This is a genomic window from Shewanella insulae, assembly GCF_009831655.1.
Classification (GTDB): Bacteria; Pseudomonadota; Gammaproteobacteria; order Enterobacterales; family Shewanellaceae; genus Shewanella; species Shewanella insulae.
This window is the reverse complement of the sequence record NZ_WRPA01000006.1, coordinates 135,160-153,571: the sequence shown is the minus strand read 5'-3', so window position 1 is coordinate 153,571 and position 18,412 is coordinate 135,160. Positions and strand designations below refer to the sequence as shown.

Below are 18,412 nucleotides of genomic sequence, written 5' to 3'. Positions count from 1 at the left end.
CTGCCCTTTATGTACTTGAGCATCTTCTCTGATTTATAACTATCCATTAAAAGGGGCGCGGCGATACCTTTTACCGGGCTTGTCAAATGCCGCGGCGGTAGCAAATACAGCAACATCTGGTAAACTTGCGCCCTCGGTATCAGATCTCAGCTTAGGCGTACACTCATGGGCGACTCCACAACTTCGGCAACCACCTCTAGCGCGACCCCTCCGGCCGTCGCCAGCATCGACAGCGAGCAGCTTCATCAGACACTCAACGCCCAGAGCGGCGCAGAAAAACGCGCCCTGAGTTACAGCCAAACCATACACAAACTATTTTGTCAGACATTGCAAAGCAAGCTGCCGGGCGACCGCATTCTGGCGGACTATTTTCGCGCCCATAAGAAACATGGCTCCAAAGACAGACGAGTGATCCGTGAAACCCTGTTTGGCCTGTTTCGCTGGCACGGCTGGCTCAAGTTAATCCCCCTGAAAGACGACAGCCAACAGGCGATCACCGAGCAGTGGTTTGCCCAGCTAGCCTTGACCGCTACCCTGGAGGCTCACTCCTGGCAGGATATCGTCTCGGCCTGGCGCGGGTTTGCAGGGCTAGGTGAGCCAGCAATAAATGCTCAAGCAGACTCAGGTTCTGGCTCAAACTCTGGCTCAGACTCTGGTGCTCTTGAGGCCAAGCAGGCCCTGCTAACGGCCGCTTTCCCCGGCCAGGCCTTCCCACTGACGGCGCTGGCCCCCGACTGGTTCTGGGCCCATTTCGACCAGGACAGCGACAAACAGAAACGTCTGGTAGAGAGCCTAAGTACCCGCCCGCCCATCTGGGGTCGTCTGCAGGGGATCTCCCTGGCTAAGGCGCAGGCTAAATTGATTGAACAAGGGATCGCAGCAAGCGGCAGCGACTACTTCGATGATGCCATCAACCTGGGACATAAGAGTATCAACCTCAACGGCGTGGCACTCTATAGCCAAGGTAAGCTAGAGATCCAGGATCTCGGCTCTCAGGTGATAGGTAACATCTGCGCGCCCAGGGCCGATGAGTCTTGGTGGGATGCCTGTAGCGGCGCCGGCGGCAAGAGTCTGCAGCTTCGCTCTCTCATGCTGCAACAAGATAAAGGGGCCAAAGGCAGCCTGGTGGCTTCTGACATCCGTCGTAAGCCTCTTGAGGAGTTAAGCAAACGCGCCAAGCGCGCAGGTTTTGGCCAGATAAACACCCAGCCCTGGCAGTCCGATGCCCTGCCCGTTACCGCAGGTCATTTCGACGGCGTGCTGGTCGATGCCCCCTGTAGTTGCACCGGCACCTGGCGACGCAACCCGGATATGCGCTGGCTGGACGATGCTAGCGCTATCACGGACAAGGCGAACCTGCAGCTGGATATCTTATGTCGCGCATGCGAGGCGGTAAGGCCCGGCGGCGTATTAGTCTATGCCACCTGCTCTATCAGCCCGGTGGAAAACCAGCAGGTAGTCGAGGCCTTCCTGGCTAAGCGTCCCGACTTCAGCCTTCAGACACTGACCCATCCCTTTACAGGTGAGCCCACGCAAATGCTGACGGTACTGCCTTATCAGGCAGATAGCGACGGCATGTTTGTCGCTAAGATGGTCCGTCAGGGCGAATAACCTTACCCATTTCTGAACAGGCTGCGCCGTGCTCTTGCTACGAGCTCTGGCGGCGCACCTGTCACCTGTTCGTCTCATCTCTGTCACCTAAGCGTCATCTTGGCTTCTTACCATGCGATTTCGGCTTGATTAATGACAAGTGGCTAATCTCAGCAGATTAGTCACTGAAATTTAGCCACAAAAGGTTAATCGCAGAAGATTCGTAACATAAGATAAGTCACAAGAGACGGGTGAGATCATGTCACACTATGATGAATTTGAGATGGCATCAAAGCAGACACCAACATGGGAGTTTGATGCCCAGGATAGGCTGCGCAGTAAGCGCGGCAAGCAGAAGCGTCGTCATCAGACGAACCAGCCAAAGCGTTACGACCAGGATGACGATTTTGACGATGATATCTGGCGATAGTCGCTCTTGAGTGAACAGCTAACTTAGTTAAATGGATAGATTGGGTGAACGTATGGCCACGCCCACCCAATTTGCAAACCGCTGAGCACCCGATTAGAAGTGGGCGCTGGCACCGATATAGAAACCACTGTCGAAGGTGTTGTCGGGGCGATCATCATACTGTAGACGTATGTTACGGTAACCGGCAAACAGCCCCAGGCTAGGGTTCACCTGAAACTGGATCTTGCCATCCAACTCGTACTGGCCATCTACGCCGCCGAAACTCAACACGGAAGGTGCATAGTAGGCCGAGGTCTTAAGGGCGATATTTGAGCCCAAATCCAGTGAGTAGCGACCGCCGATCGCCACCACACTGCCGTCGCTGCTGTTTTTCGCCCAGTAATGGGCAAACTTAGGCCCAACCTCGAAATGATGCGCTCCGGCATCATGTGTCATGTGTGCGGCAGCCGAGACAGAGTGCCCTTCATGAGTGGAATATAGATACCCCATCACCATATTAGCCGACGGGTTAAGCTCCATCTGCAGGTCAGTGGCGATCACATCGTCATTGATCCCAAGATTAAAATTATTAGCCTGGGCCGTCAGGCTCAGGCTACCTAAGAGCAGTAGCGCAAATTTGGTTTTCATACTCCCCCCTTAAAATGCGATTTTCATTCGGGCGAAAGAGTATCAGACTGCGTTTTCACTCACCATTAAACATGCTTCATCAAATTGTTTTTAAAGACATTATTAACAAACTCATTTCATAGCCATACCATGGGCATTACAAAATCAATGAGTAAGACACATAGGTCATCAAAGCCTGCCTGGTGCAGAAGTTCTGCATGTTACGGCGCTTGAGGCGCACTTTCCCCTCTAAATAGATAATTTAAATTGCGCACAATTTATTTTATTGCTAGGCTATATATATCATCAAAAAGGAAGCCTAGTTATGTCGATTTACGATTTCTCCCTCACCCGCATAGATGGCAGCACGCAATCGATGGCGGACTACAAAGATAAGGTTCTGCTTATCGTCAACACAGCCAGCAAATGTGGCTTCACCCCTCAATATCAGGCGCTACAGGCACTGTATGAGCAGTTCGGTCCAGAACGTTTCGCCGTACTCGGTTTCCCCTGTAACCAATTTGGGCAACAGGAGCAGGGTGATGAGAACGAGATCAGCCAGTTCTGCGAGTTAAACTTTGGCGTCAACTTCCCACTCTTTGCCAAGATAGAGGTGAACGGCGATCAGACACATCCTCTGTATCGTTACCTCAAGCGTGAAGCCAAGGGCCTGCTTGGCAGTGAATCGATCAAATGGAACTTCACTAAATTCCTGGTCGACGGCAATGGACGCGTGCTGGAACGCTTCGCGCCCACCACAAAGCCTGAATCTCTGGCAGAAAAAATAGCGGCTTTAGTGAGCTAATCCAAATAGATAGGAGAATGTTGGAAATATTTTCAAACATTTTTGGTTATTTTTTGAACTTTTCACCATTTGAAAACTCCAAATATTGAACGCGAAGATTTGCTTTTTCATGTTCATCATTCTCCCTGGGACTTCTAGCGCAGTCCCCCTAGATCTAGATGGATCGACAGGCAACCTCCTTGGTTGCCTTTTTTTATCAAAGCCATTTATTATCAATCAATTAGTATTTGTTTCTTTGAGAAAACCGCCTCATCAAGAGTCTATTTCCAGCGTATAGGTTAAGCGGCAGACAGACGATTTAACCTCTATACTAAAAGGTTAAAATTGTCACTTTGGCGACGGATATGAAAAAAATTTGAATTTTTTACAAGCTTTATTGAACTTATCTGCTAAAGGGGACTCTGATTAAGTGAACGGATTAGCGGGTTGGGTAATTTAGCTAATGAATGATTCGGAACGCTTACCTGGCTCAAGTTACATTGTTCATCATCATCTCCCTTTGGCGACCTACTAGGTCCCGAGAGCATCGACCTCGCTAGCGCAATGGGGTTTATGACTCGACACTTATTTGATTCATGGCAACCTTTGGTTGCCATTTTTTTTGCCTGTTTAGACGCTTTTAGGCGTCGTTCCCCTGCTAACAGGAAAAATCGGCTTTTTTCGATAATTTTTTGATTATTTGTCGCGGCGTGGGGAACTAACTCGATATTGATGACTCTGAAGAGATGTAACAGATTTTTCATCATTGTTTGTTCATCATCTCCCTTCGAGACTGAGTTGGTCTCAGGAGGCAAGAAATTTCGCTAGCGCACAGATTTCTTTCTCCAAAAAGCTAGTTATGGCAACCCCTTGGGTTGCCATTTTTTTATCCAGCTTCTTTTGTTCTGCTGCAATCGAGCTACCTTACTGCAATAGCTGTTTATCCAGCTGCACCGACAGCGAAGGATGATAGCCCGCCCTCGCCTTCTGGTAGATGTGATGCAGCTCCTCGCCGTAGCCGGCCAGCAGCAACTCGCTGTACAGTGGCCGTACAAACTTGCCCCGGCCTATCTTCATTAGGTAAGCCTCGACGAAAGGCAACACTGGGTCGTAATGATTGCGAATAGCCACGCGATACCAGTCACAGGCGATCTCGGCATTGGTGCTACGACTAAGATCGAAACTGCTGTCTAGGTCGATCAGCGCCTGCTGCTCGAGCACCTCGGGCAGAGTGTTTAGAAAATACTGCCAGTGATGCACCCGCCAATCTGCCGTGTTGGCCTTGTTAATCGGCTCACCCGCGAGCCAGGCGGCACGCAGGGCATCAACCTTCTCCAGGCTGTCTGAGCTAGGCGGCACGAACCACTCGGGCATCCCCTCGCCATAGACCCACTCCAATAACTCGGCCTCGGTTATCTTATCGCCGTGCCGGATAAGCAGTGTCTGCCTGGCGTAGTCGACAAAGGTTTCCGTGGTGATCGCCTCGAAGGCAAAATGATTCACATACTCGAACAGGAAGCGATCGAAGGCTTTACGCCCAAGACGACGTTCCAGCTCGTGGACAAACATGGAGGCCTTGTCATAGGTGAAGCGGTTAAAGGCATCGTTAGGATCGCCCGCCTGCACATTGGCCGGCAGGGTCTGCGCCTCGAGCGGCATACTCACCAGCTCCTCCTTGAGACGACCATATTCCAACACCACCTCCAGCTCGGCCAGCTCCTTGCCATACACGGCCTCGACGATGCGGTTGGTGAAATAGGTGGTAAAGCCTTCGTTTAGCCAGAGATCCCGCCAGGTGGCGTTGCTCACCAGATTTCCCGTCCAGGAGTGAGCCAGCTCGTGGGCGACGGTAGAAACCAGGCTCTTATCGCCGGCGATGAGTGTAGGGGTCATAAAGGCGAGTCTGGGGTTTTCCATGCCGCCGAAGGGAAAGCTTGGGGGTAAGATCAGCATGTCGTAGCGCTCCCAGGCATAGGGGCCTAGCAGGGACTCGGCGATCTCCACCATCTTCTCGGTATCTTCAAACTCCTTCACCGCCGCGCTGAGCACCTCAGGCTCGGCGTACACGCCTGTGCGCGGACCTATGGCGCCAAAGTGCAGGTCCCCCACGGCCATGGCCAGCAGATGGGTGGGCATAGGCTTTTCCATCTCGAAACTAAACTCGCCCGTCAACGGCGCATCACCGTGGTTCATGGCGCTCATCACGGCGCGCATGCCTGGCGGCACAGAAATCTTGGCATCGAAGGTGATTCTCGCCTTTGGGCTGTCTTGCAGCGGGATCCAGCTGCGGGCATTAATGGGCTGAGACTGACTGAAGAGAAACGGCAACTGTTTACCGCTGGTCTGCTCCGGCGACAGCCACTGCAGCCCCTGAGCCGCGGGCGAGGTGTGATAATGCACAGTGACCCATTTGCTTGGCGAGCTCAGCTCGATCGCCAGGCGCTGCCCGCGCACCACATCTTGCTCATCCAATCGATAGGCCAAGGCATTGCCGGCCTCATCCTGCACACCTGTGATGGTTAGCTCGCGGGTATCCAGGTAGAGGATACGGCAATCTTGCTCGCGATAGTCTAAGTTAAGCTTGGCGCTACCTATGAGTTGCTGCGCCGCAAAATCGACCTCTAGGGCCAGGCTCAAATGCGTGACCCGCAGGGCGTCCACATTGGCAAACGAATGATGATCTTGTTGATTATCCCACGGAGTGACCACAAGGATTCCTTTTTTTGATGATGGAGGGCTGGTGCCATTTTAGTCCCGCTGGTCAAGAATGTCATGGCCACCCGATAGAGCGGACTGACTAAAGACTTAAGCGAACTGCTCAAATGAACGGCCTAAGCAAACGGGCTATACGGACCGCTTATACAATCTGCTTAGAAATTGACTTCGACAGATGAAGGTGAAACAATTAGGATATTTTATACAAAAATAACAATAAGGAAACCTCTGTGTCCCATTCATCTCTCATGCGTCTCGGTGCGGCGGCCCTGCCCCTGCTGACGAGCTTCGCCCTACAGGCAGGTGAAGCCTCACCGGTTGCCCCCTTGCAAGCTGTCTTAAGCCAAAACCACGACTGCAGCCCTACCATCACCATTCGCTCCCAGGCACTCACCCAGAAACAGATAACCAAGGCCTGTGCCCTGATGCAGAAGCAGGAAGCCAAGTTCCACCAGCTGTTTGACACCCAAGATAAGCCGGTCGCCAATGACAACAATCAGCGTATGCGCGCCAACGTCTACCACAGCCGCGACGACTACACCCGCTATGTGACGGCGCACTTCGACGTGCCCAGCGACAACGGCGGCATGTTCCTGGAAGGCCTCCCCCACCAGGCAGGGAACCAGGCAGAGTTTGTCGCCTATGAACGCGATGGACAGATCTGGAACCTTGCCCACGAGTATGTGCATTACCTGGATGGCCACTTCAATCTCTATGGTGACTTTTGCGCCTCGCTGCACGACTCCCACAGCGCCCCCGAGTATTGCCCTGAACCGGCGCCGCTGCTGCCTCACCTAGTCTGGTGGAGTGAGGGACTGGGGGAATATATCTCTCAAGGGAACGACAACCCGGCGGCCATCGCCATCATCGCCAAACAGCACTTCGAGCTGAGTGAATTATTTAACACCAGCTACGAGCACAACGGCGGCACGGATCGCGTCTATCGCTGGGGATATCTGGCGGTGCGCTTCATGATGGAGCGTCACAAAGACAAGATAGACACCATGCTAAGCTTTACCCGCAAGGGCGACTATCCGAGATATCAGGCCCTGGTCACCCAGTGGGGCACCAGCATGGATGCGGAGTTTCAGGCCTGGCTTAAGGCGCTGAATGCCGCCAGCGCCTCTAATCAGGCCTCTTAGGCTCTTGCCTCTTAAGAGCTAATGCCTTTAAGCCAAGCGTTTATTGGGCGCTCTCTTCCCCATCACGCGCCAAAAGCCAATAGAGGCCTTGGCTCGCCGTGGTGGGAAAGGCCGTCTCGTGGCGTGCCCCCGCTATGATGAGGCTCTCGATTACCAAGCTATCCCCCAGTTGGCGCTGTAGATGCCGCCTAAGTTTACCAGCCCCTGCCACCATATCGTGTTGCATGCCAGCCTTAGCGGGCGTCTCCAGTGCGCCAACGGCGAGGAACACCCGCCGCGACTGTTTATCTTCGGCTCTCGGCTTCGCCGTCAGGGACAACAGCTGCTCGCCTTTAAACCACACCGAGGGACTGCCTAGCACATAGTTGTCAAACAGATTTGGCTTCTCCAGTAGCAGATAGGCCCCCAGCAGGCCGCCGAGGGAGTTACCGACGAAGGTCAGATCCTTGTCATCCACTCGGTAATGTTCGGCCATGAAGGGCAAGACCTGAGTCTCTAGATAATCGGCGTAGTGGCTGGCGCCGCCGGTTTCTAGCTTCCAGCCGCTGTCCACTGCCTGGGTATAGTCGCGCACCCGACTCTGGGGCCCCTTATCCCCCTTGGCATAGGCGAGCCCGACTATGATGGCCTCACGCATCTTGCCGCTATTCATGGGAAAGCGGGTCATGCCCGAGACAATCTGAAAGGCATAGGGGGCATCGGCCACATAGATCACCGGATAATGTCTTTCGCTGTCAGACTGATAAGAGCGCGGCAGCTTAACCCAGAGTGGATAGACGCGCTTACTCACGGGGTCGGTCAGATCAAACACCTGAGTGCGGGGGATCTCTACCTTAGGCGCTGGCGACGTTGAATTAGGCGCCAGAGAAACAGACGCCGCTTGTTCGGATACCGCTACCGCAGAGGATGCCTGACTGGCCATAGAGAAGGTTAAGAAGATAGCCAGCGATGTGAGCAGATGGGGTAACTTCATGTCGGCGCAGTGTCCTTATTGATGACGAAAGATGAGTAGTGAGTCAGGCAACAGACTACTTTAGCCGGTGCTAAATATGAAGCTTTTTATTGATTTAATAGGGTTTTTTAAAAAAGATGAAAATATTTAAGAATTTTTCTGAACTAATCCCGATAAAAGCGCTCTGATAATATGAACAGAATTTGCATCGATTAGTTAATCCAGTGACAGGTCTTAATTAATCATCAGTGTGTTTACCGTTCATCATCATTCCCTTTAGATAGTTTCTAGCGCAACTATCCTTAGATTCCGAATTTGGAACTTAGAGCGACCTCATCAGGGTCGCTTTTTTTTATCCTGAATTTACTGACGTTTACATTCGAATGAAGGGCCTGACATTAGGGATTGGTGCTAATCTTGGGGAAAGGTCACTTGCTGCATCTTGCTTTACTTCGCAGATAGATGCGTTGACCTTCAAGGTTTTGAATTGTCTGCGGCAGGCTTATGTGCAAACACATTTGTGACACGGTGACTGAAACCTAGCTTCATACCTATGAACAAGAGACATGGATGCCGAACCGGCCGTTAGACAAAGATGTTGTTCAAGCACTTCCATGTGAGCTCGACGAGAGCATATGACCTCCAAGGATGGAAGGAATGCCAAAAAGTATCAGGGAACATTTTTGGCCCAGCCGAGGAAGTTCACAAATGTGTTTACACCAGTATCTATAGTCTCTTCGATTTGACCTTGTGAGAAACTTTTGGACAGAAGTGCGCTAACGCAAACACTCTAAAGGAAGACTGAAGGATTAGGAAAAGTATTGGTAACGCCCGCATAAGGCGCCCATTACACGCTTGCTAGTCTTTTCGGCCTTATGCCGACCCAGCAAGCGTGTACTGGGTCGGCTTTAATGCGATTGTTATGCAAATTGTATTATTCAGGGTATAAGTAGTTAGGTGAGCCGTATTTGCCCGAAGTTAACCTAGATAGCAACCCTTTAAGTTTGTTAGTCAATGCTAATTTAGTAGGTAGATTGCCAGAAGTGTAGAAGGTCCTGCCACAGTCCAGCTGCACACAATAACCATGATGTTTTTGCGTGGGAAGTACGCCAGATACAATACCAAGTCTAAGTGTTGTTCTTGGTTCAATCGTATGCGGTAGCTCTATTCGGGTATTCTTGGTTACTTCAAAGGTTTTTTTGATCCACGTTAGCTTTCCTCTTGAGTCAATATGGCCAACCGCGGAGACTCTGACAGGAAATGAGCTGTCGTTATTGATTGAAAAGTGATCTCTGTACTTTTTAGGCATGCTCTCAAAAGAAGTCAAACGTAAGCGATGAGCGTCTTTCTTGAATGTGAAGTACAAAGCTACCGCTGAGAAGAAAAGAGATATAAGTGATATTGCTAATTTATAGTCCATGTTTGCTTCCTGCATAACGCCCAATTAAGGTGTGACCCACGCTACCACAGCACTCAACTGAGACGCCGTAAACACTAAACTAGACCCAAACCAAAAAATGCCAAGCGTGGGAAATCATTCTTAAATTGTTTGTTAAGTGACTACCGAAGGTCTGGTTCCATTTTCAATAACTCTTCATTCCATAAGTCGGTATCTAACTTTATTTTCAAGCCATCGGGAAAACACTTGAACCCATCATTATCAAAGTAAACTTTATCTTCACTCCCCCCCCTCAAATAAAGCCTCATACTTTCCAGTTTTAAACGCTTCAGATAGGGTCTCCGAATATCGAATTTCAACACCGATAGGTTTTAACTGAGATAACTCTTCTTCAGTCAGTTGCTGGAATATAGAGTAATATGATTTAAAGTAATCATGTTTCAAAACTTCAATATTAATCGGTTCGCCTTGAATTTCTTCAGGATCTTCAATGAACACTTCAAGTGTATTTTTGAAGTAGCTCTGACAAGTGACTCTCAAGACAGGTTGGACTGTCCCGACTTTATGAATTACTTTTGTTTGCCCTTTTGCTTTTGCTTGCGCGGTAGTATCAAAATTATTTGTGCGACCTTTAGCCTCAAATATCACAAACTCTTTTCTCACATTTAAACCAATGAGATCAGGGCGTGACTTTGTCGTTGTCTTGGTTGAGATAGAGCTGTTAACATTCGAAACATGCTCCAACCATGGGATACCTAGCAACCTTAATGCAAACAGCTTCGACATAACCATGCCTAGAGAAAACGATACAAATACCTTTTCTGTAGGATCCATATCTAAGTACACACCACTTCTCTCTAATTGATTAGAATTTTGCTTTAGAGACATCCAAACCAACGTAGAACGATTGATTATTTCAAAAAGTGAGAAAAAACCATGAGAACTAATTTGTACCGAATTACGCTTTCCTACAGTAATAGCAGCCCAAATAATCTCGTACCAATCAGTACTTAATGTGTGTTCCCCTTGTAAATGTTTCCCGTAAAGAGACTTAGGAAAAGCTTTTGCTTTGTATTTAATTTCTAACATTCCCGAAATTTACCTCTTGTCACTTAACACCCACGTAATAGGTGCGAGTTTGCGAGTGTCCTAATTGGCGCGCTTGTTAAATTAGTTTTTACCCGTAGGCATTGCTACTGGAATGGAGAATTGCAACCTGCTACTAGAATTATTTTCATCAGCTTGCTTGCTATCTTTGCCAAGACTAATTCCGACAACATTTACACCAACACCCTCTTTTCCATCTTTCTTCGTTAAGGTTGATACGGCGACATCAAATTCTATTGAATGGACTGGACGCCTAAAATCATCGGTTTCTTCGTTTTTAAGCATATATCCGTAGAGTTCTTCATCTTTTCCAGATGTATATACTCTCTCTGGGTTTACTATGGCTCCAATTTCGGATAATTCTGAGTTGCTTTCACTTATTGCTTCCGATATATCTTTTATGGCTTCTTTTATAAAATCCTTTAATTCCACCGATACTTCCTCGTATTAATTTAACGCTTATTAGGGGGAGTGCCGGATATGTAAATCAAAAACATCTAATATGCTTCCCCAGCAGTCAACCTTAATTGACTGAATTTTAAATAAATGGGGTCAGAGTTAACTTTTTTAAGGCATTCGATTAAAGCATATTGATTGGCTTTTTCATTCCCTGAATGGCGTAGTCAATCTTTGATTCGAGTTGGCCTAACTCTGTCCTTAAGTGGTGATACTTTAATCTATTTTGTACTTAGCATTCAACATCTCATTTCACATTTTAATGTGCTTTTTTCCATAAAAATAATAACTTGTATCATCGTTAAACAGATAAAGCCAAATCGAAGAGACGTTAGATACCGAGTGTAGATGCATCTGCGGACGTCGATGGCAGGGATGCCATCGTCGAGCCTACAAGGAAGTATTTACGGCGTGTAGCAGATGTATCTGCACATAAGCCCACCGCAGGTGATAGATTGCAATGAAGTTGCGACCTTCAAATCTCCTATAAATACAAATGTGGCCAAATGTTCCTCCCCAATGGGCACCCAATGACTCAAAATTGAAGAGACGTTGAATACCCAGTGCAAATACGGCAGTGGGTTTCCGAAACAGGACCACTCTTTAACATCCATGTCAACGCGGCATTCGTGAATCCTTTCACATCAGATGTTTCGGTAGAGACTATAGGGATATATTCACGGCGTCTCACAGGCGTATCTGCTCATACGTCGTTCCTTCACATCCCTGTGATCACGACATTGGTACTTCCATGTACTGCACCCACCGGGCAAGCATTAGATAGCCATAAAGGTTAGACCTTCAACTCATTTAATTAATAAGCATGTCGCCAAATACAAATCAAACAAACGATAGAAATACCAAACCTTCATTCCAAGGCCAACACACTTTGGGGCATAAATAAGTTAACACTTTACTCCCTTCTCTCCCCAACGCCGCCAAATCGAAGAAACGATAGATACCGAGTGTAGATACGCCGATGAGCTTCCGAAACAGGGATGTTTCGGTAGAGCCTAAAGGGACTTATTCACGGCGTCTCACAGGCGTATCTGCACATCCCCCCGCCGGGCAGGCGTTAGATTGCCATGAAGGTACGCCTTTAAACACTCTGCCCAGCACCGACTAGACCAAACTCTGCACAAACAAAATGCAACCAAAACTCAAACAAAAATACCGTCTTCATTTGAAGACAAAAAAGGCCTCACTAGGAGGCCTTTTTAGTTCAAGCGGCAGTCTTACAGACGGATACCCGCTTTTTTCAGGTCTTTAGCAGTCACACTACGTGGTAGTGGTACATAACCGTCTTTCATTACGATTTGCTGACCCTGCTTTGACAGTACGAAGCGTAGGAATTCACGCTCGAGTGGTGCCAAGTCTTTGTTAGGGTGCTTGTTCACGTAAACGTATAGGTAACGTGATAGTGGGTAGCTACCGTCAGCGGCGTTAGCGGCTGATGCTTCGATGTAGTTGTCACCCTTCTTAGAGATAGCAACCGCTTTCACGCCTGCAGTCTTATAACCGATACCTGAGTAACCGATAGCATTAAGTGATTGAGATACAGACTGAACCACTGATGCAGAACCTGGTTGCTCGTTTACGTTAGCCTTGAAGTCGCCCTTACAAAGTGCTTTCTTCTTGAAGTAACCGTAAGTACCAGATACTGAGTTACGGCCATATAGCTGTACGTCTTTAGCTGCCCAAGAACCGTCTAGACCTACATCGCCCCAACGCTGAACATCGCTACCGCCACACTTGTGTGTTGCAGAGAAGATGCCGTCGATCTGCTCAATGCTTAGCCCCTTGATTGGGTTATCTTTGTGTACGAATACTGCCAGGGCATCGATTGCTACACGGATAGCCGTTGGCTGGTAGCCGTAGTGCTTTTCGAATGCTTCGATTTCGTTAGGCTTCATCTTGCGGCTCATAGGACCGAACTGTGAAGTACCTTCAGTCAGTGCTGGTGGCGCAGTAGATGAACCCGCAGCTTGAATCTGAATGTTAACGTTAGGGTACATCTCTTTGTACTCTTCCGCCCATAGGGTCATCATGTTGGCTAGAGTGTCTGAACCTACAGAAGATAGGTTACCTGATACACCACTTGTTTTTTCATAAGTTGGCAATGATGGATCAAGAGCGGCCATTGAGGCTGCTGAGAATACACTAGCGGCTGTTAAACTCACCGCACCGACAAGCTGTTTAAGTTTCATTCTATGCTCCAGTGTTAAGCGGACTTGCTTACTCGTTTCATTTAAGTTGCAGCTAGTATCAATCGCAACGGTGACAAGTCTATGACTGTGATGTGACACTTAGATGACAGCGACAGATTAATTTGCCACAAATCCGCTTTTTAAGTTCGCTATATTAAGTTTGACATCAATTCGTCAAGATAGCGTCATGGTAAGAGTCATAAAAAACGCCGTCATTAACGACGGCGTTCTATTTTTAACAAGCCAGGTATCGGCTATAGGTCGAGCAGATGATTAGGGATGATAAAGCTAAAGCGGCTGCCTACCCCGAACTTACTCTCTATGGTGAGATCGCTCTGATGATGATTGAGTGCATGCTTGGTAATGGCCAGCCCCAATCCCGAGCCGCCACTCTGGCGTGAACGGGCACTGTCCACCCGGTAGAAGCGCTCGGTCAGTCGGGTAAGGTGCTGCGGCGCTATCCCCTCACCTGTATCCGTCACGCTAAACTCGGCCCCCATAGGCACTCGCTTCCAACATATGCTTATCTTACCACCTGGCTCGGTATAACGAATTGCATTCGACACCAGGTTAGAACAGGCACTGCGAAGCTGCACCTCGCTACCATAGAGATTCAGCCCAGGCTCTGCCTGAATGGAGACCTCATACTGCCCCATGGCCAGCGCCTGTGCCTCCTCCTTTAAGGTATCCATCAACACCGCCATGTTCACCTTGGTCTCAAGGTTGACCGCGCTGCCATCTTCGATGCGTGACAGCACCAGCAGCTGCTCGACCATGGAACGCATGCGGTTGGTCTGCTGCTGCATCTGTGACATCGCCTTGGCATTGGGCGAGTCCGGCTCGGCCATACCCTGCATCATCTCGAGATAGCCCTGCAATACCGTCAGCGGCGTCTTGAGTTCGTGAGAGACGTTGGCCACAAACTCCTTACGCATCCCCTCCAGCTGACGAATACGGGTGATGTCACGGGCGATGAGTAGCCTTTGCCCCGAACCATAGCCCATGATACGTATCTCTAAGATACGGCCATCGCTCTGGGTATCGACGAGTTCGAAAGGCTCGTCGAAGTCCGCCTGCTTGAGATACTTGGAAAAGTCGGGATGACGGATAAGGTTATCGATCCGCTGGCCATTATCCTGGGGCCATACCAGGCCCAACATGAGCTGCGCCAGCTTGTTACACCAGGCGATATTGTTTTCTGAGTCGAGCACCACGGCCGCATCGGGCAGGGCCTCGGCCCCTTGCCTGAAGCGGGCGAGTAGATAGGCTAGCTGACTGACACGCTTACGATTTTTTCCCTGCAGACGGTAGATACCGTTGAACACCCCTTCCCAACTGCCACTGCCGTTAGGCGGAGTCAGACGCTTATCGCGCCACAGCCAGTAATTAAGTCTAGAGATCTGTTTATAGTGCCAAATGAGCAGGGCGATACTGCCCAGCAACATGATCCACAGCACCTGATTTATGAGTAATCCAACGGCAAGACAGAGCAGTAGATATATCACTAATCGAGTGAGTAGTTGATACCCTGAATATGAATCAAACATAGATAAGCCATAGTGAAGGAATGGGCACAAGATAGCTTATATTGCCGCCTGTGCCTATCAATTTGCCTGGTTCAATCGATCCAGGCTGTTTGTCTCTGGGACGCCCTACCGTGTTTTGCTCCGGGTCGCCGACCGCGGTCGGTTCAAACTCTGGCATGCATAACACTATTGCAAGACACAATAGGCGCAGCCCCCAGGCCACCTTTAAACCGCTCCCGCTCATTCATGCTCACGTTTGGTTTGTCTTACTGCACCAGCAATATTCACAACCTAACGACAAGTAGCACTGAGATCAGAAACGGTTTAGAAGGAGAATAAACTTCAGGGCCTAGAGGCGGGTCGAGAAACGGTAGCCCGCACCACGAACGGTTTGAATCAAGCGATCGTGATTAGACGGTTCGACGGCCTTACGCAGGCGACGAATATGTACATCGACGGTTCTGTCTTCGACATACACATTAGTGCCCCAGACATTGTCCAGCAGCTGCTCACGGCTGTAGACGCGTTCCGGATGGGTCATGAAGAAATGGAGCAATCTAAACTCGGTCGGCCCCATCTCAAGCACCTGCTCACCCACGGTCACACGGTGGCTCACAGGGTCGAGTACCAATCCTTGTACATCTATCGGTTCTTCCAGTGCCGTCGGTGCCGCGCGGCGCATTACCGCCTTGATGCGAGCCACCAGCTCTTTGGGCGAGAACGGCTTGGTAATATAGTCATCGGCGCCCACCTCGAGCCCCTTAACCTTGTCTTCCTCTTCGCCACGGGCCGTCAGCATGATGACGGGAATGTGACGGGTAAACTCATCCTGGCGCAGTTTCTTGGCCAGCTGGATACCACTGCCACCCGGGAACATCCAATCGAGCAACACCAAATCTGGATAAGGTTCTGACAACATATCCAATGCTGAGTCGAAATCCTCTGCTGTAGTTGTCGTAAATCCATGTTGTTCTAAAACAAAAGCTAACATCTCTCGGATGGCCAGCTCATCTTCAACTATCAAAATCCTAGCAGTCATATGCGATCTTCTATCTGTGAATTCCCACGTGTCCATTATTGGTCTTTTTTATTACAAAATTATGAAACCGCAGGGCTAGTTTGTCATAAAACGGCTTATTTTGTCATAAATCTTACATCAAAAAGGGAGGCATAAGCCTCCCTTGAATCACCACTCGACTCGCGAGTGAAAGCTATTTATCAATAACTTAGAACTTGTGTTCTAGACCCAGACCGAAGAACTTATCGGTAGTGTCGTCGCCTTCGAAGTCACGGTTGGTGTAGAAGGCAAACAGTTTAGTTGGCTTACCTAGCTTGTAGTCACCACCGATTGACCAAGAATCACCTTTGTCTTCCATATCTTGGTACTGAGCCTTCAATACTACTGCATCGATAGCGTAAGCCGCGCTTACCAGGTAACCAGTCTTGCTGTCGGCACCCACAACTGGTGAACCATCTTTGTTGTAAGTCGCTTCTTGTTGCTGGTACATACCGCCAATCTTCAGACCAGCTACCTTACCTTGAACAGTTGCACGAACGACTTCGTAACCCTTAACGTCTGAATCGTAAGCGATAGAGGCGAAAACTGGCGACTTCTTCAGCTTCTTGTCACCGTACATGGCAGCAACGCTGAAACCGTCTTGTCCATACTGTGAGCTTGCGCCTTCAGCAGCATAAGTCACACCCATCTTGAAACCACTGAATGAAGGCGTCATATAAGTCGCAGTCTGTTCGATACGGTTTTCACCCTTGAACAGGTTCTTCAGGTCACCAGACAGGTCGTTGAACTGATCAACTTTACCTTGTGATTGCTTCAGCATGGTGTCGTTACGACCCACAGAGAAAGCACCGAAGTTACCTTTTAAACCAACGAACTGGTTACGAGCCTTGAAGTTTTCCTTAACGTCATCACCAGTGTCCACTTCATACTCAACAGTGTAGAAAGCTTCCAGTGAGCTGCTTAGCTCGAAAGCACCCTTCACGCCAAAGCGAGAAGCATTGCTCTGAATAGTCGTCGTTGCATCACCATCTACGTCGTTAGACTGAGCGGTTACGTTTAGCTTACCGTAAACAGTCAAAGGCTCTGCAGCGTGTGCAGAAGCGAGAGTGGCAGTTGCTAGCGCAGAAGCGAGTAGAGTTTTACAAAAAACGTTCATCATTTAATCCTTTCGACGTTTGTTCGTCTTGGTTATTGGTTTGGACGGCCGAAAGTGTGCAACTTTTATGTTGCAGTTTTATTTCATCGATTTAGCAACTGGATATTTTTGATAATATTAACTAAGGCGCCGACCCACAAACCCAGTTCCCATGGGCGACAGGAGACGATAAAGACAAATATTACAGTTTGATGAATTATGTCGCTTGAGCATTATTTGTGACATTTTGAGGAAGCTTGTTAGCAGTTTACCCGCGCGGCGCAATGGCTTACACTGCGGCTTTATTTTTGATTGAGCGCCTATCATGTGGTTTAAGAATCTTACCGTATATCGTTTTAATAAACCTTTCTCTGTCGATACCGAAGCGCTAGAGAAGTCACTGGAAGACTTTACCTTTTCTCCCTGTTCCAGCCAGGACATCAGCAAGTTTGGCTTCTCCAAGGCCCTGGGCAAACTCGGCCACACCTTAGTACACAGCGCCGAGAACAGACACCTTATCTGTGCCACCAAAGAGGAGAAGATTCTGCCTTCTCAGGTGGTAAAAGAGGCACTAGAAGAAAAAGTGGCGCAGATCGAAGCCGAAGAGAATCGCAAGCTGGCCAAGAAAGAGAAAGATGCGCTCAAAGAGGAGATCACCACCACCCTATTGCCACGCGCCTTCTCTCGTCGCAGCCAGATCCATGCCCTGATCCTGCCAGAGATTGAGATGATCCTGGTAGACTCATCAAGCGCCACCAAGGCGGAAGAGTTACTGGCCTTACTGCGTAAGGCACTTGGCTCGCTGCCCGTGATCCCGATGAGCTTCAAGACACCAATCGAAGCACAGCTGACTAATTGGCTCAAGAACAACAGTGCGCCGGCGCCATTTGAGATGCAGGATGAGGCGGAACTCAAGTCAGATTCAGACGAAGGCGGCATAGTGCGCTTCAAGCAGCAAGACCTGACCGAAGACGAAGTACTGGCGCATATTGAGGTGGGCAAGCAGGTACATAAACTGGCACTGCATTTCGGCCAGTCTATCGCCTTCGTGCTGCAATCCGACGCTGGTATCAAGCGCCTGAAGTTCTCGGAAGAATTTAGGGCACACAACGACGAGGTAGGCACAGAAGATCCACTGGCGCGTCTGGATGCCGACTTTGCCCTGATGGGCAGCGAGCTGATCGCCCTGATGAACTCATTAGTCGAAGTACTGGGCGGCCTGGAAGACAGCCTTTAAGCCACTATTAGCGCCAGGATGAGAGTTTAACGTTCAAGCGCTCAATGTAAAAAAACCACCCAAGCGGGTGGTTTTTTATTCGATTCGTCCGGGCAATGAGCCTGGCAC

General features: G+C 49.3%; 15 protein-coding genes. 5 read left to right on the top strand and 10 right to left on the bottom strand.

Going from position 1 to position 18,412, the window contains the following annotated elements:
• Positions 1-165 precede the first annotated feature (165 nt).
• Together GNT65_RS08760 and GNT65_RS08755 are read left to right on the top strand one after the other, a co-directional pair.
• The gene (locus tag GNT65_RS08760; protein WP_160795331.1) at positions 166-1,611 is read left to right on the top strand and encodes an RsmB/NOP family class I SAM-dependent RNA methyltransferase; all 1,446 of its coding nucleotides are present in this window, start codon (positions 166-168) and stop codon (positions 1,609-1,611) included.
• A gap of 238 nt (positions 1,612-1,849) precedes the next feature.
• Entirely contained in the window at positions 1,850-2,020 is a 171-nt protein-coding gene (locus GNT65_RS08755; protein WP_160795329.1) for a hypothetical protein, read from the top strand.
• Positions 2,021-2,113: 93 nt separating this feature from the next.
• On the opposite strand, the gene GNT65_RS08750 is transcribed toward GNT65_RS08755, so the two are convergent.
• Entirely contained in the window at positions 2,114-2,647 is a 534-nt protein-coding gene (locus GNT65_RS08750) for a YfaZ family outer membrane protein (protein ID WP_160795327.1), read from the bottom strand.
• A 304-nt stretch (positions 2,648-2,951) separates the two neighbouring features.
• Here GNT65_RS08750 and GNT65_RS08745 point away from each other — a divergent pair, with 304 nt between their 5' ends.
• Positions 2,952-3,431 (top strand): glutathione peroxidase, encoded by a 480-nt coding sequence (locus GNT65_RS08745; protein WP_160795325.1) that lies wholly within the window; start codon positions 2,952-2,954, stop codon positions 3,429-3,431.
• Between the two features lie 903 nt (positions 3,432-4,334).
• On the opposite strand, the gene GNT65_RS08740 is transcribed toward GNT65_RS08745, so the two are convergent.
• Entirely contained in the window at positions 4,335-6,119 is a 1,785-nt protein-coding gene (locus GNT65_RS08740) for a leukotriene A4 hydrolase C-terminal domain-containing protein (protein WP_160795323.1), read from the bottom strand.
• 254 nt (positions 6,120-6,373) lie between these two features.
• On the opposite strand from GNT65_RS08740, the gene GNT65_RS08735 reads away from it, so the two are divergent.
• Positions 6,374-7,267 (top strand): collagenase, encoded by an 894-nt coding sequence (locus GNT65_RS08735; protein WP_160795470.1) that lies wholly within the window; start codon positions 6,374-6,376, stop codon positions 7,265-7,267.
• Between the two features lie 40 nt (positions 7,268-7,307).
• Here GNT65_RS08735 and GNT65_RS08730 read toward each other — a convergent pair whose 3' ends face one another.
• From GNT65_RS08730 to GNT65_RS08695, 8 genes are all read right to left on the bottom strand, one after another.
• Positions 7,308-8,240, bottom strand: coding sequence for an alpha/beta hydrolase (locus GNT65_RS08730; protein ID WP_160795321.1), 933 nt, complete (start codon positions 8,238-8,240; stop codon positions 7,308-7,310).
• A gap of 913 nt (positions 8,241-9,153) precedes the next feature.
• Positions 9,154-9,639 (bottom strand): hypothetical protein, encoded by a 486-nt coding sequence (locus GNT65_RS08725; protein ID WP_160795319.1) that lies wholly within the window; start codon positions 9,637-9,639, stop codon positions 9,154-9,156.
• Between the two features lie 258 nt (positions 9,640-9,897).
• The gene (locus tag GNT65_RS08720; RefSeq protein WP_160795317.1) at positions 9,898-10,707 is read right to left on the bottom strand and encodes a hypothetical protein; all 810 of its coding nucleotides are present in this window, start codon (positions 10,705-10,707) and stop codon (positions 9,898-9,900) included.
• Between the two features lie 81 nt (positions 10,708-10,788).
• Positions 10,789-11,157 (bottom strand): hypothetical protein, encoded by a 369-nt coding sequence (locus GNT65_RS08715; RefSeq protein ID WP_160795315.1) that lies wholly within the window; start codon positions 11,155-11,157, stop codon positions 10,789-10,791.
• A gap of 1,259 nt (positions 11,158-12,416) precedes the next feature.
• Complete coding sequence (locus GNT65_RS08710; protein WP_160795313.1) at positions 12,417-13,388, bottom strand: PstS family phosphate ABC transporter substrate-binding protein; 972 nt, start codon at positions 13,386-13,388, stop codon at positions 12,417-12,419.
• Positions 13,389-13,642: 254 nt separating this feature from the next.
• Positions 13,643-14,935, bottom strand: coding sequence for a phosphate regulon sensor histidine kinase PhoR (gene phoR, locus GNT65_RS08705; protein ID WP_160795311.1), 1,293 nt, complete (start codon positions 14,933-14,935; stop codon positions 13,643-13,645).
• 328 nt (positions 14,936-15,263) lie between these two features.
• Entirely contained in the window at positions 15,264-15,953 is a 690-nt protein-coding gene (phoB, locus tag GNT65_RS08700) for a phosphate regulon transcriptional regulator PhoB (protein WP_033537480.1), read from the bottom strand.
• Between the two features lie 187 nt (positions 15,954-16,140).
• A complete protein-coding gene (locus GNT65_RS08695) occupies positions 16,141-17,091 on the bottom strand; it encodes a porin (RefSeq protein ID WP_160795309.1) in 951 nt (316 codons plus the stop codon).
• Positions 17,092-17,392: 301 nt separating this feature from the next.
• On the opposite strand from GNT65_RS08695, the gene rdgC reads away from it, so the two are divergent.
• The gene (gene rdgC / locus GNT65_RS08690) at positions 17,393-18,304 is read left to right on the top strand and encodes a recombination-associated protein RdgC (protein WP_160795307.1); all 912 of its coding nucleotides are present in this window, start codon (positions 17,393-17,395) and stop codon (positions 18,302-18,304) included.
• Positions 18,305-18,412 lie beyond the last annotated feature (108 nt).

Bases quoted from the DNA above. Each gene is read 5' to 3' on its own strand.
- GNT65_RS08760 (WP_160795331.1), top strand. From the start codon at position 166: ATGGGCGACTCCACAACTTCGGCAACCACCTCTAGCGCGACCCCTCCG.
- GNT65_RS08755 (WP_160795329.1), top strand. From the start codon at position 1,850: ATGTCACACTATGATGAATTTGAGATGGCATCAAAGCAGACACCAACA.
- GNT65_RS08750 (WP_160795327.1), bottom strand. From the start codon at position 2,647: ATGAAAACCAAATTTGCGCTACTGCTCTTAGGTAGCCTGAGCCTGACG.
- GNT65_RS08745 (WP_160795325.1), top strand. From the start codon at position 2,952: ATGTCGATTTACGATTTCTCCCTCACCCGCATAGATGGCAGCACGCAA.
- GNT65_RS08735 (WP_160795470.1), top strand. From the start codon at position 6,374: ATGCGTCTCGGTGCGGCGGCCCTGCCCCTGCTGACGAGCTTCGCCCTA.
- GNT65_RS08730 (WP_160795321.1), bottom strand. From the start codon at position 8,240: ATGAAGTTACCCCATCTGCTCACATCGCTGGCTATCTTCTTAACCTTC.
- GNT65_RS08725 (WP_160795319.1), bottom strand. From the start codon at position 9,639: ATGGACTATAAATTAGCAATATCACTTATATCTCTTTTCTTCTCAGCG.
- GNT65_RS08720 (WP_160795317.1), bottom strand. From the start codon at position 10,707: ATGTTAGAAATTAAATACAAAGCAAAAGCTTTTCCTAAGTCTCTTTAC.
- GNT65_RS08710 (WP_160795313.1), bottom strand. From the start codon at position 13,388: ATGAAACTTAAACAGCTTGTCGGTGCGGTGAGTTTAACAGCCGCTAGT.
- phoR (WP_160795311.1), bottom strand. From the start codon at position 14,935: ATGTTTGATTCATATTCAGGGTATCAACTACTCACTCGATTAGTGATA.
- phoB (WP_033537480.1), bottom strand. From the start codon at position 15,953: ATGACTGCTAGGATTTTGATAGTTGAAGATGAGCTGGCCATCCGAGAG.
- GNT65_RS08695 (WP_160795309.1), bottom strand. From the start codon at position 17,091: ATGATGAACGTTTTTTGTAAAACTCTACTCGCTTCTGCGCTAGCAACT.
- rdgC (WP_160795307.1), top strand. From the start codon at position 17,393: ATGTGGTTTAAGAATCTTACCGTATATCGTTTTAATAAACCTTTCTCT.